Annotated in this window: 15 protein-coding genes; 7 read left to right on the forward strand and 8 right to left on the reverse strand. The window is 62.7% G+C overall.

Annotated features, from left to right (window positions below; translation table 11 throughout):
- Window positions 1-3 precede the first annotated feature (3 nt).
- Window positions 4-219, reverse strand: a complete 216-nt coding sequence (locus ACXAEK_RS18190) for a twin-arginine translocase TatA/TatE family subunit (RefSeq protein WP_475044025.1) — start codon at window positions 217-219, stop codon at window positions 4-6.
- Between the two features lie 225 nt (window positions 220-444).
- On the opposite strand from ACXAEK_RS18190, the gene ACXAEK_RS18195 reads away from it, so the two are divergent.
- Window positions 445-753: a hypothetical protein gene (locus ACXAEK_RS18195; protein ID WP_475044027.1), complete on the forward strand. Its 309-nt coding sequence runs from the start codon at window positions 445-447 to the stop codon at window positions 751-753.
- Window positions 754-834: 81 nt separating this feature from the next.
- On the forward strand, window positions 835-1,509 hold the full coding sequence (locus tag ACXAEK_RS18200; protein WP_475044028.1) for a helix-turn-helix transcriptional regulator: 675 nt from the start codon (window positions 835-837) through the stop codon (window positions 1,507-1,509).
- Between the two features lie 63 nt (window positions 1,510-1,572).
- Here ACXAEK_RS18200 and ACXAEK_RS18205 read toward each other — a convergent pair whose 3' ends face one another.
- The 5 genes from ACXAEK_RS18205 to ACXAEK_RS18225 form a co-directional block, all read right to left on the reverse strand.
- Window positions 1,573-2,424: a GNAT family N-acetyltransferase gene (locus ACXAEK_RS18205; RefSeq protein WP_475044030.1), complete on the reverse strand. Its 852-nt coding sequence runs from the start codon at window positions 2,422-2,424 to the stop codon at window positions 1,573-1,575.
- A gap of 42 nt (window positions 2,425-2,466) precedes the next feature.
- Window positions 2,467-3,573, reverse strand: a complete 1,107-nt coding sequence (locus ACXAEK_RS18210) for an ABC transporter ATP-binding protein (protein ID WP_475044032.1) — start codon at window positions 3,571-3,573, stop codon at window positions 2,467-2,469.
- Window positions 3,574-3,782: 209 nt separating this feature from the next.
- On the reverse strand, window positions 3,783-4,832 hold the full coding sequence (locus ACXAEK_RS18215; protein ID WP_475044034.1) for a methyltransferase domain-containing protein: 1,050 nt from the start codon (window positions 4,830-4,832) through the stop codon (window positions 3,783-3,785).
- A 252-nt stretch (window positions 4,833-5,084) separates the two neighbouring features.
- Entirely contained in the window at window positions 5,085-6,206 is a 1,122-nt protein-coding gene (locus ACXAEK_RS18220; RefSeq protein WP_475044036.1) for a hypothetical protein, read from the reverse strand.
- A 10-nt stretch (window positions 6,207-6,216) separates the two neighbouring features.
- Window positions 6,217-6,996 carry an SDR family oxidoreductase gene (locus ACXAEK_RS18225; RefSeq protein WP_475044038.1) on the reverse strand — a complete coding sequence of 260 codons (780 nt, stop codon included), beginning with the start codon at window positions 6,994-6,996 and terminating at the stop codon, window positions 6,217-6,219.
- A gap of 202 nt (window positions 6,997-7,198) precedes the next feature.
- On the opposite strand from ACXAEK_RS18225, the gene ACXAEK_RS18230 reads away from it, so the two are divergent.
- Window positions 7,199-8,224, forward strand: coding sequence for a Hint domain-containing protein (locus ACXAEK_RS18230; RefSeq protein WP_475044039.1), 1,026 nt, complete (start codon window positions 7,199-7,201; stop codon window positions 8,222-8,224).
- A 75-nt stretch (window positions 8,225-8,299) separates the two neighbouring features.
- Here ACXAEK_RS18230 and ACXAEK_RS18235 read toward each other — a convergent pair whose 3' ends face one another.
- Window positions 8,300-9,352 (reverse strand): hypothetical protein, encoded by a 1,053-nt coding sequence (locus tag ACXAEK_RS18235; RefSeq protein WP_475044041.1) that lies wholly within the window; start codon window positions 9,350-9,352, stop codon window positions 8,300-8,302.
- A 282-nt stretch (window positions 9,353-9,634) separates the two neighbouring features.
- Window positions 9,635-10,000 carry a BrnA antitoxin family protein gene (locus tag ACXAEK_RS18240; RefSeq protein ID WP_475044042.1) on the reverse strand — a complete coding sequence of 122 codons (366 nt, stop codon included), beginning with the start codon at window positions 9,998-10,000 and terminating at the stop codon, window positions 9,635-9,637.
- A gap of 240 nt (window positions 10,001-10,240) precedes the next feature.
- On the opposite strand from ACXAEK_RS18240, the gene ACXAEK_RS18245 reads away from it, so the two are divergent.
- From ACXAEK_RS18245 to ACXAEK_RS18260, 4 genes are all read left to right on the forward strand, one after another.
- Complete coding sequence (locus tag ACXAEK_RS18245; protein ID WP_475044044.1) at window positions 10,241-11,848, forward strand: peptide chain release factor 3; 1,608 nt, start codon at window positions 10,241-10,243, stop codon at window positions 11,846-11,848.
- A gap of 103 nt (window positions 11,849-11,951) precedes the next feature.
- Window positions 11,952-12,845 (forward strand): hypothetical protein, encoded by an 894-nt coding sequence (locus ACXAEK_RS18250; RefSeq protein ID WP_475044045.1) that lies wholly within the window; start codon window positions 11,952-11,954, stop codon window positions 12,843-12,845.
- Entirely contained in the window at window positions 12,790-13,737 is a 948-nt protein-coding gene (locus ACXAEK_RS18255; RefSeq protein ID WP_475044047.1) for a glycosyltransferase family 2 protein, read from the forward strand. The genes ACXAEK_RS18250 and ACXAEK_RS18255 overlap by 56 nt, the downstream gene beginning before the upstream one ends.
- A gap of 182 nt (window positions 13,738-13,919) precedes the next feature.
- On the forward strand, window positions 13,920-15,311 hold the full coding sequence (locus ACXAEK_RS18260; protein WP_475044049.1) for a DEAD/DEAH box helicase: 1,392 nt from the start codon (window positions 13,920-13,922) through the stop codon (window positions 15,309-15,311).
- Window positions 15,312-15,422: the final 111 nt, after the last annotated feature.

Below are 15,422 nucleotides of genomic sequence, written 5' to 3' on the forward strand. Positions count from 1 at the left end.
GGCTTAGGCCTTGTCTTTTTCGGTCTCGGGGGTGACGTCCTTGGCCTCGGCAGAGGCGTCTTCTTCCAGCTCCTTGGTGCCTTCGTTGATGCCTTTCTTGAACGAGGTGATGCCCTTGCCGACCTCACCCATCAGCGAGGAAATCTTGCCGCGGCCGAACAGGACCAGAACCACAACGGCGATGAGCAGCAGGCCAGGCAGGCCGATATTGTTGAGCATGAGAGTCTCTCCTTAGTAATCCGGCGCGGATTGGCAGCACCGGTGGCATTGTTCGCTACGGGTTTAGCGCGGGCGCGGCTTTGAGCGAAAGCAACTCCGCGCGCAGAAAGCGCCTGCCAGCGGGGGAATTCGAAGTTTTTGCCGCCCGCCCGCATTCAACTGACAGGTTTATGTCAGTTGCAGGGCGGTAATTCCAGCCCATCACATGAACAAAGGAGAAACGTGATGAGCAAACATGTCGCCGAAATCGTGACCTTCAAACTGGCCGACGGCGTGAGTCCCGCGGATTTCACCGCCCTGATGCAGCGCACCGAAGCCTTCGTGCGCGCCCAGGACGGTTTTGTCACCCGCCAGCTGAGCCAGGGCGAAGACGGCAAATGGACCGACTATGTGGTGTGGAAGGACACGGCAACGGCAAAGAAAGTGGCGCAGACCTTCATGCAGCAGGACTTCGCCCTTGAAGTTGTTGCGGCGCTGGCGCCGGACAGCGCAGCCATGCGCCATGAAGAGGTGCTGTGGCAGATGGCGCCGTAACACCCCCGGGCTGCGCCCTCAGGTCAGCAGGGCCAGGCGCAGCCCTTGACCTCCCCGCTCCCCCGCGCAAAGGCTAGGCCCATGCGCCGCACCGACCGCCTTTTCGAAATCATCCAGATCCTGCGCGACGGCAAGCTGCACCGCGCCCAGGACATTGCCGAGCGGCTGGAGGTCTCCACCCGCACCATTTACCGCGACATGGACACGCTGGCGGCCTCCGGCGTGCCGGTGGAGGGCGAGCGCGGCGTCGGCTACATGGTGCGCGAACAGATCAGCCTTCCGCCGCTGACTCTGACGCCAGAGGAGCTGGAGGCGCTGAACCTCGGCATGGCCATCGTGGCTGAGGCCGCCGACCCGGACCTGAAGGCCGCCGCCCTGTCGCTGGCCGCCAAGGTGGACGCGGTGCTGCCGGAGCAGACCATTGCCGAGGCCGACGCCTGGAAATTCGCGGTCTACCCGTTCTCGGACGCCGCCCGCGCGCTTGCCCATATGCCCACGCTGCGGGCCGCCATCAAAGCCCGGCAGAAACTGCAGCTCAGCTACCGCCGCATCGACGGCACCCTGACGGAACGCAGGATCCGCCCCTTGCACATGGAATACTGGGGCCGCGTCTGGACCCTCACCGCCTGGTGCGAAACGCGCGGGGATTTCCGGGTGTTCCGGGTGGACCTGATCGAAGACGCGCAAGCCCTGCCCGAATTGTTCGTGGACGAACCCGGCAGGCGCCTGCAGGACTATGATCCTTACGGCTCCTGAAACCGCTTCTTTCTGGTTGCAAATACTCCGGGGGAGCCGCCAGCGGCGGCGGGGGCAGCGCCCCTACCCCAGCTCGAAACTGGTCACGCCGTAAATCAGCTCCAGCTCCAGCTGCGGCGCCGGCCCGCGGTACATCCGGGCGGTCTCAAACACCGGCTCCAGCCCCAGGGACCGCGCCAGTTCCACTGCCTCCGCATGGGGTTCTGGCACATCCAGGAAAACCTCCTGCCCTTCTGGAACTTCCTGCAGCAGCCGCGCCAGCACTGCCTGTGCCGCCGGACAGGACAGCGCAACCAGCGGCCCGATTTTATACCCGTTGCCGCAGGGACGCAGGGTGGCAAACCCTGCCAGGCCTCCATCCCGGTACGCCGCAAAGGAGTGATGCCCCTCTGCCCCCAGCCACTGCTGCCAGAAAGCCCGGCGCGGTGCGGGAAAAACGCGGGCGTCCAGCGCTTCCATCTCCGCCGTGGGGGCTGTCAGAACCTGAATTTCGAAATCCGCTGCCCCCGCCGGGCCGCCGGACGGCACCCCGCCAAAACGGATGTTGCGGTACGCCAGCTCAAAGCCGGAGCGGCGGTAGTTGTCCTGCTGGTCCGCCACACCGTCCAGCCCCACCACACGCCCCCCCGCATGCTCCAGCGCCTTTTGCCACAGCGCATAGCCATAGCCCTGCCCGCGATGCTCCGGCGCCACGATGTAAAAGCCGAGGAAGGCAAAGCTGCTGCCGTAGTTCACCACCGAGATACAGGCGATCATCTGCCCGTCCAGGAACCCGCCCCAGAACCCTTGGCTGTCAACAGAGGCAAAGCAGGCGGCATCCTGATGGCCCGGGTTCCAGCCCTCGCGCGCGGCCCAGTCCGCCGCAGTCTGGATTTCCGCGCTTGCCAGCGGCCTGATCTGATCGCTGCCCTGCATCTGCACCTCCTGTTCACTTGGGTGCAGAATGCCCGCTAACGCCTAGGCAGGAAAGACAAAACAGCGGTTGCGGCGCACTGTCAGCCACATCACCCGGCCCTTTTCCGGCAGGAACACATTGGGCACCGTCGCCTTCAGCACCGAACCGTCAAAATCCATCCGGAATTCCACCAGGCTCTCGCTGCCCAGAAAGCGCGCGCGCTCAACGGTCGCGCGGGCCGGCACGCCGTCGCTGGGGGTCGGCAGCGGCCCCTGGCCGCCGCGGTCAAAGTCGATGCGCAGATGCTGCGGGCGGAACACGATCTCCACCGCAGTGCCATCCGCAATGCCCGGCGCCAGGAACTCGCCAAAGGCGGTGCGCGCCAAGGCGCCGTTCACTTCCGCCTTCAGCACGTTCACATCGCTGAAGAACGAAACCGCCGCCTTGTCCACCGGGTGGGTATAGACGTTGTAGGGCGCCCCCTGCTGCACGATCCTGCCGCCGCGCATCAGCGCAATCTCATCGGCCATCCGCATCGCCTCTTCCGGTTCATGCGTGACCAGCAGAACAGCCGTGTCTTCCTCTTTCAGAAGGCTCAGCGTCTCGTCGCGGATGCCGTCGCGCAGCCGGTTATCCAGGCCCGAAAACGGCTCATCCATCAGCATGATCCGCGGCCTGGGCGCAATCGCACGCGCCAGCGCCACCCGCTGCTGCTCGCCGCCCGACAGCTGATGCGGATAGCCGTCGATGAACCGCTTCAGCGACACCCGGTTCAACAGTTCCTCGACCCGCGCGCGTTTCTCGTCCCTGCTGCCCTTCAGGCCAAAGCCGACGTTGTCCGCCACGCTAAGGTGAGGAAACAGCGCAAAGTCCTGGAACATCAGCCCGATCTCGCGCCGCTCCGGCGGCACCCGGAACACGGTGTCGCAGATCAGCTTGCCATCCACATAGATCTCGCCCAAATCCTGCATCTCCACCCCGGCAATCATCCGCAGCGTGGTGGACTTGCCGCAGCCCGAGGGGCCTAGCAGGCAGGTCACCTGCCCCGCCTGGATCTGCAAGGAGACATCATCGACCACCGCGCGGCCCTCGAAGAACCGCTTGATGTTGCGGATCTCCAGCCGCGGCGGGGCCATGGTGCTGAGCATGTCGGCTGGGGCAGTATTCATGAGGCCTCGGGGCTGTTTCCGATGAAAACGCTTAGGTTCACGCCGGGATAGCAACCCTGCGGCGGGGCCGCAAGCGGTCTGAATTGCAGGGCACAGCTCGGGAACCTCGGCTGAGCAGCGCCTGTCCGCGGGCGGAAGCGATAGCGCCCTCCCGTGAGGAAGGTCGGGCGTTGCCCGGCCTCTCGGCCGGGCGGGACATTAATCCAGCCTCAGCAGCAGCCCGCAGCCGCGCCGTCCTGCTCCAGCCCGTTGAAGGGCGAATTGCCGCCGCACCCCGTGAAAATCCCGTAGTGGGTATCGAAATCACCGATGAACTCGAAATGCGGCGCCAGGCGGCTGTCCTGCAGCATCATCCAGGTGTTGCCGCAGACCGGAAACACCTTGCCCGCCTCGATGATATGGTGGTCATCCAGCGCAAACACATGCGGCGCGTGTTCGATGGTGCCCTTGTAGATCACCGCCTGGCCGTAATCCTCGCAGGCCGGCTCCAAAGCGGGCAGCTTGAACAGCCGGTAGGTGGCCGACAGAAATTTCAGCGGCTGCACCCGCTTCTCCAGCACCGGGTTTTCAATCGTCAGCAGACGCGAAGTCACCATCCGCGGGTCCTTGAAACCGGCCTCTTTGGCAATCGACAAAAAGTCGTTCCAGTAAAGCGCCCCGGACAGGCACTCGCCATACAGCACCTCATCCTCCGCCATCGCCTGCGGCACCCGCCGGTCGGCATAGACGTCGGAGAAATACATCTCCCCGCCCTCTTTCAGCAGATGATGCGCCCCGCGCAGCACCGTGCCCTTGTCGGTGGCCAGGTTGATCACGCAGTTGGAAACGATGATGTCGAACGAGCCCGGCTCCAAGTCCAGCTCCTCCAGCCTCTCAATATAACCGTGGTGGAACTCGACATTAGATTGCGCATAGCCAAACGCCTCGGCGTGATAGTCCTGATGGCGCCGCGCCACCTCCAGCTGCGCCGGGGTCATGTCGACGCCCACCACCTTGCCGCTCTCGCCGACCAGAGCCGACAGCGCATAAACATCGCGCCCCGCTCCGCAGCCAAGGTCAAGAATGCGCGCGCCTTCCAGCGCTTCCGGCGCAATCAACCCGCAGCCGTAATAGCGGGTCAGCACCTCGTCATGGATTTTCGACAGAACCGCCTTCACATGATCCGGCATATCGTCCGGCGTGCAGCAGGCGTTGGTCTGGAGGTCGTCACTGCCCTGCAGCACCTCGCCGTAATAGTTCTGCACGTTTTCATGTTTCATGAGAGCCGCCTTTCCTGTGGTTCCGGACCAATGGGATAGCGGCGTGCAGGTGGTGCGGCAATCGGGGCAGCAGGCGGTCTGACGCAACTGTGAAGGAGTGTGGGGGAACCATCGAAATACTTTGGCCTCCCGCCCGGCGGAACGCCGGGCAGCGCCCGACCCTCCCCACGGGAGGGCGCTTCGCACCCGCCCAGGGTCGGGCGCTGCCCTCAGTTCATTGCTCCGCGCCGGCAAGATTGCACTGCTTGGAAACTATCCCTCAGTCAGCAGCTCAAACGCCGCCTCGGCCCGCACCTTGCCGTTCACCATCAGCTCGATCCGGTGCGGCCCCGGCACCAGCTTAAAGGTGGTCGCATCCCCCTTCAGCTTGTGCTTCTTGCCCAGCTCCAGCCGGCCGCCGGTGATCTTCGCCTGTTTCAGCTTGAACACCTTGGCCGAGGTCTTGCCGCCAGGGCGCTGGAAATGCAGGATATAATCCACCAGCACCGGCGCCCCCGCAGCCCCTTCCAGGCAGCAGGACACCTCCAGCGCCGCGCCGATCCGCACCGCCTTTGGCACCTCGATCCGCGCCTCCAGCGCCAGCTCCGGGTCATAGCCCAGCATCGCCATCGCCCGCGGATGCCCCGCCTTCACCAGCCCGCGCAGGGCGTGGGAGGTCATCCACTCCAGCTCCTTCTTCTGCTGCTGCCCGGCGGCCCGCCAGCTCTCCAGCCGGTCCATCACCAAATCCGGGTCCTTCTTGGCAATGTCGTTCAGATGGTTGGCGACCGAGCGGGTGACATATCGGGTGCCATCGCCGTGCAGCCGGTCCAGCAGCGGCAAGGGCTGATCCAGCGACAGCCCCACCGCCTCGCCCCAGGGCAGCCGCGGCCGTGTGCCCTCGCTGACCAGCCGCCGCACGTGATAGCTGGAATGCCGGGCCCAGCCTTCCATCCGCGCCAGCACCTCGTCCGGCCAGCGGTTCAGAAACGGGCGGATCGCCCATTCCATGGAAAACCGCTGGGTGATCTCCTCCAAGAGGTCCAGCGCCAGATCGCAATGCGCCTCTGCGCCCCGGCTGGCGACATACTCGCCCAAAGGCGCAAAGATGAAATCACCGAAATCATCATCCGTCTTGCCCGGGTCCAGCGGCGGCGGCAGCGCCTTCAGCAGCACCGGGGCCGCATCCGGCAATGCTTCCGGCAAATGGCGTCCCAGCACGTCCGCAATCAGCGTGATCCGCTGCTTCAGCTCCAGCGCCGGCAGTTCTGCCATCACCTGTTCTTCAAACAGATCCGCATCAAAGCCAGTGTCAGCCGCAGCAAAAAGGCCCGCCAGGTAGCGGACCTTGTCGCGGTTGAACAACTGGTCTTTCAGGGAAAATCCCGAAGCCATGCCGCCCCCCTTACATCGTCGAATTGACGCCGCCGCCATCCAGCAGGATGTTCTGGCCGACAATAAAGCCTGCGTGCTGCGAGCACAGGAACGCACAAGTGGCGCCAAATTCCTGACGGGTGCCGTAACGGCCCGCCGGAATACCGGCACAGCGCTGCGCCTTGGCCTCTTCCATCGAGATCCCCTGCGCCTGGCTCACCCCGGTATCCAGCGAGACGGCGCGGTCGGTGGCATGAATGCCAGGCAGGATGTTGTTGATGGTCACGCCCTTGCCCGCCACCTGCCGCGCGGTGCCCGCCACATAGCCGGTAAGGCCCGCACGCGCCGAGTTTGACAGACCCAGCACCGGGATCGGCGCCTTCACCGATTGCGAGGTGATATTGACCACTCGGCCCCAGCCGCGCTCCATCATGCCCGGCACCAGCGCCTTGATCAGCGCAATCGGCGTCAGCATGTTGGCATCCAGCGCCTTGATGAAATCGGCACGGTCCCAATCGGTCCACATGCCCGGCGGCGGCCCACCCGCATTGTTGACCAGGATGTCCACGCCCTCAGCCGCATCCAGCACCTTTTGCTGGCCCTCCTCAGTGGTCACATCCGCAGCCACCGTCACCACATCGACACCATAGGCGTCGCGGATCGCCTGCGCAGAGGCCTCCAGCGCCTCCGCCCCGCGCGCATTCATCACCAGGTTCACCCCGGCCTCCGCCAGCGCCTCGGCGCAGCCAAGACCCAGCCCCTTGCTGCTGGCACAGACCAGCGCGCGCTTGCCCGAAATACCCAGATCCATCGTCGTCCTCCCTCGGGAATCTTGTCGTCCGCGCGGAGCTTGCACCGGCCAGCCCCGGATAGCCAGCCCCCCGCCCCCGGCCCGAAACGTTAAGCCGCCGGAAAAACAGCGCCTTCCGACCGCCTTTCCGCCACATTCTCACGGCAATTCTATTGGACGGGCCGCCCCGCTGGCCCACATATGGAATCGACCGCCGCCAGCTATGGACCAGACATTGACCGCCAGCCATGCCTCCGTTCAGGCCTTCCGGGCCGAGCAGTTCCGCGTCGAATACGGCGCCAATATGGGCGACCCGCTGGGGGTGCTCGAAGACCTGGTGCTGGATGACATCTACATGCTGGCCGTGGCTGAGCCGCCGCGCCGCCTGGGCATCGCCGCCCATCATGACGGCAGCTTCAGCATCGCCCATGACACCGCGCTCGGCACCGCCGGCGCCGCGCTGCATCTGGACTGCCTGCTGACCCTGATGCCCGACAGCGGCCCCAACACTGAGATCCTGGTGATGGTCGAGGCCGACGCTGAGGGCTATATCGCCGCCGTGTTTCTGGTGCCGCTGGCGCCCCTGCAGCCGCAGATGCCCTACACATTGGTCAAGGCTGAGCGCGAGCCCGCCCGGCGCAAGCTGGCGCAATCCGCCTGCGTCTCCTTCACCCGCGGCACCCGCATCACGCTCTCCACCGGCGCCCAGCGTTTGATTGAGGACATGCGCCCGGGCGACCGCGTCCTGACCCGCGACGACGGCATCCAGGAGGTGCGCTGGGTCGGCCAGTCGACCCTGCGCGCCGTTGGCGACCTGGCCCCGATCCTGATCCGCAAGGGCGCGCTGAACAATTCCAATGACCTGATCGTCAGCCCCGGCCACCGCCTGATGGTCTATCAGCGCAAGGATGAGATCGGCGCCGGCGCCCCCGAGATCCTGGTCCGCGCCCGCGACCTGGTGAACGGCGACACCGTGGTGGTGCTGGACGGCGGCTTTGCCGATTACTTCCAGATCCTGTTCGACCGCCACCACATCATCTACGCCGAAGGCATCGCCGCCGAGAGCACCTTCCTCGACCCCGTAACGCGGCCGGTCCTGCCCGAGGACTTCTGGACCGCCCGCCCAGGCGGCCCGCAAGGCCCCCTGCCCGCATCGCACAAAACCGGCGCCCACGGTCTGGACGTGAGCCGGTCGCTGCTGGACCGGCCGGATGCCGTGGGGCTGCTGAAGCGGGCGTCTCTGAGGTAAGAACAATTCGCACGATTTCACGTGTGGAGAGATTACTCTTTGACTTCAACGCAAGATATACATCGAATAGCCAAACTACTCATCATGTTCTTTGTCGCTCACCATGAAAGAGCGCAGTGTGGCAGCGTCACAAAAGACCCTTCCGTCACCCGGTTGACCACCCAACCTTTTCCAAATTCTCAAAGCTTTCTCCGCATCAACTTCCACAGTACACGACTTAAGGAACTTCAAAGCAGTTCGGTTCCCTACGACCCCAGGCCAGTTCTTCTTGGCACGCACCCTTCGCTGCTTTGGATTACGCAATATGGTTTGAAGTGCATCTATAGTTATCGCGCCACTCTCACTGCAGCAATAGAACTCCAAAAAGCACTCAGGCCAGTCAGCAACATCCGAAGGATCCCACTCCTGGTACAACACACTATTCTTAACTACATTTGGTTCAACAATCTCATCAGAGGCTTCGGCGTATTCTACGTCGCAATTCCTAAGCTCCTCTGTATCCTCAGACTTGCTTCCGCAAAAGACAAAGCCTACTGATCCAAACGCCACTGGGTCGCAGAGCACTCTTTGCAGAACTGACCCGCTGTCGAATCCTGGACCGATGTCATCAGCGATCCGATTTTGTCGATAGAGCTTCTCAGCAAGCTCAATTGCTTCCTTCTTAGGTCCGCTTTCATCCCTGCAATCGTCCAAAAACCTGACCGCTTCTGCATATGCTGTCGACCCGGGCAGCATGAAGTATGCTGTTTCCTTTAGTCTTGGAGTTCGGCTACCGGGTAAACCCATTGCACCGACACTGCAATTCGCAGATCCGATCACCGCGCCTCGATCAGAAAGATACAACTTGGAATGAAGTTGGAAACAATGACGAACATCTGCACCGGCCTGAGACAAACTCCTGATAGCTTTTGCAGACGTACAGCCCATCGACACATCAAGCGTGACTTCGCAATCTCTGAAATCCACCCCGCAGCCTTCAATCCACTCCGATGACCAGAACGCAACCGCACAACGCTTAGACTGCCCGCCCATAACGTATTTCACTTTATCAAAAATTGCTTCTCCAGCGAGAAATTCCCCGGTACTTTCCATTGCTTGCTTTTTCCAAATGCTTGAGTTCTTCCTCAATCAAAAAGCACCTTGAAACGCCTGAAAGCAACCAAAAAGTGCACTTTAGACTACGGCAACCAGCTCCCGCTCACCTCTCCCCCACTCCGCGCTCCCACACCTCTTGCAGCATCTCCCGCGCCCGCACGGCAATGCGCAAAATCGCACGGCCCTTGCCATGGGCCTTAAAATGCTCGCCAGCAGCGCTGGCCAATAGGCTCGCAGCACCATGTTCAGGCGGCGGCGATGGTCCGGACCAGCTTGCGGAACCCTTTCCCCATGTCCGAACCCGGCCCCCTCTCCTCACTCCTTCTCCGTCCCGTCCATGTTCTTCCCCTCCGCCAGATAGCGCGCGGCGAGGCTGAGGCGCAGGATGGTGTTGTCCTTGTCATGGGCCTGGATATAGCCGGCCATCAGCGCCATCCAATAGGTCCGCAGCACCGAGTTGATGCGGCGGCTGTAGTTCGGGCCCAGCTTGCGGAACCATTTCACCATGTCCGCGTCCAGCCGGATCGTCACCCGGGTCTTGGGCTTCTCCAGCCGCTCCCAGCTGTCCATGCCGTCCCATTCGCGCGGAATACTCTTGTCCAGCCAGTCGCGGCGCAGGTTCTCCTGCAGCCCATCCAGCTCCAGCTGCATTTCATTGTCATAATATTGCTTGCTGGGCATTGCCCTCTCCCTTGGCGGCGGCGGTTGCGGGGCGGGGCGGCACTCCCGCGCTGATCTCCAGTCTGCCCCAATCCGGTTAATTCCGCGCCAGCGGTGCGTACGCTGCCCGCGCAACACCTCCGCAGAGGGCCGCGCCCGGGCCTGGGTGTACAGGGGGTGTACGGGGGGTGTACCGGGGGTGCACGCATGTCACCATGCGTTTTTCTTGCCTCTTGCGGCATTCCTGCTATACGCGCGCTCATGCTCGATACCGTCACCAACCGCCCCGAACTGCCGCCCGAAATTGCCCGCCGCCGGACCTTTGCGATCATCTCGCACCCGGACGCCGGCAAGACTACGCTGACTGAAAAGTTCCTGCTTTACGGCGGCGCGATTCAGATGGCCGGACAGGTGCGCGCCAAGGGCGAGGCGCGGCGCACGCGGTCGGACTTCATGCAGATGGAAAAGGACCGCGGGATCTCTGTCTCTGCCTCGGCAATGTCGTTTGATTTCAGCGGCTTCCGGTTTAACCTGGTGGACACGCCGGGCCACTCGGATTTCTCCGAGGACACCTACCGCACGCTGACGGCGGTGGATGCGGCGGTGATGGTGATCGACGGCGCCAAAGGGGTCGAAAGCCAGACCCAGAAGCTGTTCGAGGTCTGCCGGTTGCGCGATCTGCCGATCTTGACCTTCTGTAACAAGATGGACCGTGAGAGCCGCGACACCTTTGAAATCATTGACGAAATTCAGGAGATGCTGGCGATTGACGTGACGCCCGCCAGCTGGCCCATCGGGGTGGGCCGCGATTTCATCGGCTGCTACGACATGCTGCGCGACCGGCTGGAGCTGATGGACCGCGCCGACCGCAACAAAGTGGCGGAAAGCATTGAAATCAACGGGCTGGACGATCCCAAACTGGCCGAACACGTGCCCGGGCACCTGCTGGAGAAGCTCCTGGAAGAGGTCGAGATGGCGCGCGAGCTGCTGCCCGCCCTGGACCCGCAATCGGTGCTTGAGGGCCACATGACCCCGATCTGGTTCGGCTCGGCGATCAACTCCTTCGGCGTCAAGGAACTGATGGACGGTATCGGCGCATACGGCCCCGAGCCGCAGCCCCAGTCGGCAGAGCCGCGCCAGGTCAGCCCGGAGGAAAAGAAGGTCGCCGGTTTCGTTTTCAAGGTGCAGGCCAACATGGACCCCAAGCACCGCGACCGGGTGGCTTTTGTGCGCATGGCCTCGGGCCATTTCAAGCGCGGCATGAAGCTGACCCATGTGCGCACCAAGAAGCCGATGGCGGTCTCGAACCCGGTGCTGTTCCTGGCCTCCGACCGGGAGCTGGCAGAGGAAGCCTGGGCCGGGGATATCATTGGCATCCCCAACCACGGCCAGCTGCGCATCGGCGATACGCTGACCGAGGGCGAGGCGATCCGCGTGACCGGCATCCCGTCCTTTGCGCCGGAACTGCTGCAGGGCGTGCGCGCAGGCGACCCGATGAAGGCCAAGCACCTGGAAAAGGCGCTGATGCAGTTTGCCGAGGAAGGTGCCGCCAAGGTGTTCAAACCCTCGATCGGCTCCGGCTTCATTGTCGGTGTGGTCGGCCAGCTGCAGTTCGAGGTTCTGGCCAGCCGGATCGAGATGGAATACGGCCTGCCGGTGCGGTTTGAGGCGAGCCAGTTCACCAGCGCACGCTGGGTCAGCGGCGACAAGGCAGCGGTGGACAAGTTCATCAACGCCAACAAGCAGCACATCGCCCATGACCACGACGGCGACATCGTCTATCTGACCCGCCTGCAGTGGGACATCGACCGTGTGGTGCGGGATTATCCGGACTTGAACTTGACCGCGACCAAGGAAATGATGGTCTGACGATCCGGCCCGGCGGCAGTGCTGCCGGGCCGTTCCAGCTTCCCCGGTGATTTTAAGGGTGAAGTTGAATTTGCTTTACTTTTGTTTGACCAGGTGACGTTTGATGCCAAGCCTTTTGCGGCCGTTGCGCCGTCTTATTCGAAATTCTGCCATTCAAAGTCTTAGACAGAAACTCCTGTTCGGACGGTTCGACCCGGTCGTGCCGGGAGAGCCAATTGTCCCCGGCGGGCTGGCGCAGATTGATGCTTATTTCGACCGCCGGGAAAATCCTTACCGCCACGCGAAAAAAGTGATCCCCGACATCAGGCTGAACCTGCAAAAGGTGAAAGCCCGCCAGCTGCCCGGCCCGGAAATGCCTCCGAAACCGGGACATACCAACGATGCCCGCAAGAAATACAAGGAACTCTGCGCCGAGTTCGGCGGCAAATCAGAGCTGCTTGCCCTGCACGCGCTTGTGTGCGCCCTGCTCCGGCGCCGCGGCTGCCCGCCAAGATACCGGCGGCTGTTTCTGCGGATGTGGCGGGAAGAAGGCCCCTTCCTTGCTTCGCAGCTGGAGACCAGATGGCTGATCTCTGCCGCGACCAGTTTTTCCGATGCTGGCGAGACAGTTGAGCAACGGCTGGCAGGGCAAGCCTTTGCGCTGGTCTTTGACCTGATCAAACTTCACGACAGTGAACGGCGCCTGTCTGGATGCCCGAATTCGGTTGCCTTCCGCTTTAATGCGATGGAGGACCGCTATCCTTTGGCATTTGATCTGTCTCCTTACTCCTTCGAGTATGGGGATTTGGACTTTTCAATTCTTTCACGGTTGAACAAACTTGCAAATTCCGATCCTGTGATTGAACCATTGGGCGCGCAGCTGCTGTCCAGGCTCATCTGCGATCACCGATCAATCTTTGCCAGAACGCAAAAGCTCAAACACCCAAGGAAGGTCCCGCCCGTTGGAAACGGCAAAATCAGATCCGGCTTGGGGTATCGTCAGCACAATCAAGGCTGACGCCAAGGACATCTTGAATTTTGCTGCCTACCATCTGGACCTGGGCGCGCACCGGCTGCACATCTATCTGGATGAGCCGAACCCGGACGCCTATGCGCATCTGAAACCGCACCCCAAGGTGCGGGTCACGGTCTGTGACGCAACCTATTGGAAGCGGCGCAAATTGAAGCGCCCGGTCAAGCATCAGGTCCGGCAGACGCAAAACGCGACCCACGCCTATGAACGGATCCAGACGGACTGGATTGCTCATATCGACGTCGATGAGTTTCTTTGGCCGCTTGCGCCTCTGCCCCGCCTGCTGGCGGATCTTCCCCAGGAAACCCTGAGCGCCCGGATCCGCCCGGTTGAGGCCCTGGCCGGACGGGACGGGGAATTCAAGGCGATGCTGCCCGACACCAGCGAACGCGAAGCAGCGGTGCGCAATATCTATCCGGCCTATGGGGTTTTCCTCAAAGGCGGCTTCCTGAGCCATACCGCAGGCAAGATTTTCGCCCGCACAGGCCAGGAAAACGTTCAGCTGCGCATCCACAACATGTACCAGAACGGCCAGAAAGTCTCAGCCGCCTGCGAGCTGAAGCAAGCGGACCTGTGCCATTGCCACGCCTTCAGCTGGGATCACTGGCAATCGGTTTACAGGTTCCGCCTTGAACGCGGCTCCTACCGGCCCGGCCTGGCCCCCGGCTTTGCCAGGCTTGCAGGCGGGCTCAGCGCCCATGAGCTGATTTCCATGATCGAAGAGGAGCATGGCCCCCAGGGCCTGCGCGCCTTCTTTGATGAGGTGAGCGCCAGGGATCCGGATGTCTACCGGAATTTGCAGCAGGAGGGGCTTTTGAGGATTCGCCCCCTCGGCTTGGAGGAGAAACGGAGAAAACACTTCCCCGGTTTCGGCTGAATTGTTTCCATTTTGCCGATCCTAGCAACGAAAATCCTGCAAAATCCGGCGTTAATTGACCTGCGCAAGGTATTTTGCTATGCCCCGCCTCGAGCCGGAAGCTGCCACGCCGCATGACCTTTGCGGAACCGGCTGCAACATACACGCGCGGGCCAGGTCAGTGTCCGCAATGACGGATGCATATGACAAAATTCACCGATCTGAACCTTAATCCCAAGGTCCTCAAAGCAGTTGAAGAAGCCGGCTATGAAAGCCCCACCCCGATTCAGGCAGGAGCTATTCCGCCCGCGCTGGAAGGGCGTGACGTCTTGGGAATCGCCCAGACAGGCACCGGCAAGACCGCGTCGTTCACGCTGCCGATGATCACGCTTCTGGCGCGCGGCCGTGCCCGCGCCCGGATGCCGCGCAGCCTGGTGCTGTGCCCCACCCGCGAGCTGGCCGCCCAGGTAGCGGAAAACTTCGACACCTATGCCAAGCACGTGAAGCTCACCAAGGCGCTGCTGATCGGCGGCGTCTCGTTTAAAGAGCAGGACGCGCTGATCGACAAAGGCGTCGACGTTCTGATCGCCACCCCGGGCCGCCTTCTGGACCATTTCGAGCGCGGCAAGCTGTTGCTCACCGGCGTGCAGATCATGGTGGTGGACGAGGCCGACCGGATGCTCGACATGGGTTTCATCCCGGATATCGAACGCATCTTCTCGCTGACGCCGTTCACCCGCCAGACCCTGTTCTTCTCTGCCACCATGGCGCCTGAGATCGAGCGGATCACCAACACCTTCCTGTCGGGTCCAGCCCGCATCGAAGTGGCCCGCCAGGCCACTGCGTCGGAGACCATCGAGCAGGCCGTGGTGCAGTTCAAGGCCTCGCGCCGCGACCGCGAGGGCAGCGAAAAGCGCAAGGTTCTGCGGGCGCTGATCGACGCTGAGGGCGACAAGCTGACCAACGGCATCATCTTCTGCAACCGCAAGACGGATGTGGATATTTGCGCGAAATCGCTCAAGAAATACGGCTATGACGCGGCAGCAATCCATGGCGATCTGGACCAGAGCCAGCGCACCAAAACGCTGGATGCCTTCCGTGAAGGCTCTTTGCGCATCTTGGTGGCCTCCGACGTTGCTGCGCGCGGCCTGGACGTCCCCAGCGTCAGCCATGTGTTCAATTTCGACGTGCCTGGCCACGCCGAGGACTACGTCCACCGTATCGGCCGCACCGGCCGTGCGGGCCGCGAGGGCAAGGCGATCACCATCTGCATTCCGCGCGACGACAAGGCACTGGCCGCAGTCGAAAGCCTGATCCAGAAGGAAATTCCGCGGCTGGAAAACCCGGTCAAGCCGGAGCCCAAGAAAGAAAAGCCGGCCCGTTCGGCCAAGCCGGAAGTCGAAGCCCGCGAGCCGCGCAAGGACGAGCCCCGCAGCAGCCGCCGGGACGAAAAGCCGGCGCAAAAGCCGGAGCGCGAGCGCTCCTCCGGCGGCCGCGGGAAATACGGCAAGCGCGACGACAAGGTTGTGGTCGGCATGGGCGATCATCTGCCCAGCTTCATCGCGCTCAGCTTCGCCGAACGCCGCGCAAGCTGATCCTGCAGAACTTAGCATACAAGGCCGCTCCCGCCGGGGCGGCCTTTTTCATTGCCACAGCGGCCAGGCCATTGCCAGCCCTTGCACCTGCAGCATGGCGACCTTTGCAGC

The sequence above is a fragment of the Leisingera sp. ABM4_101 genome, assembly GCF_056158725.1.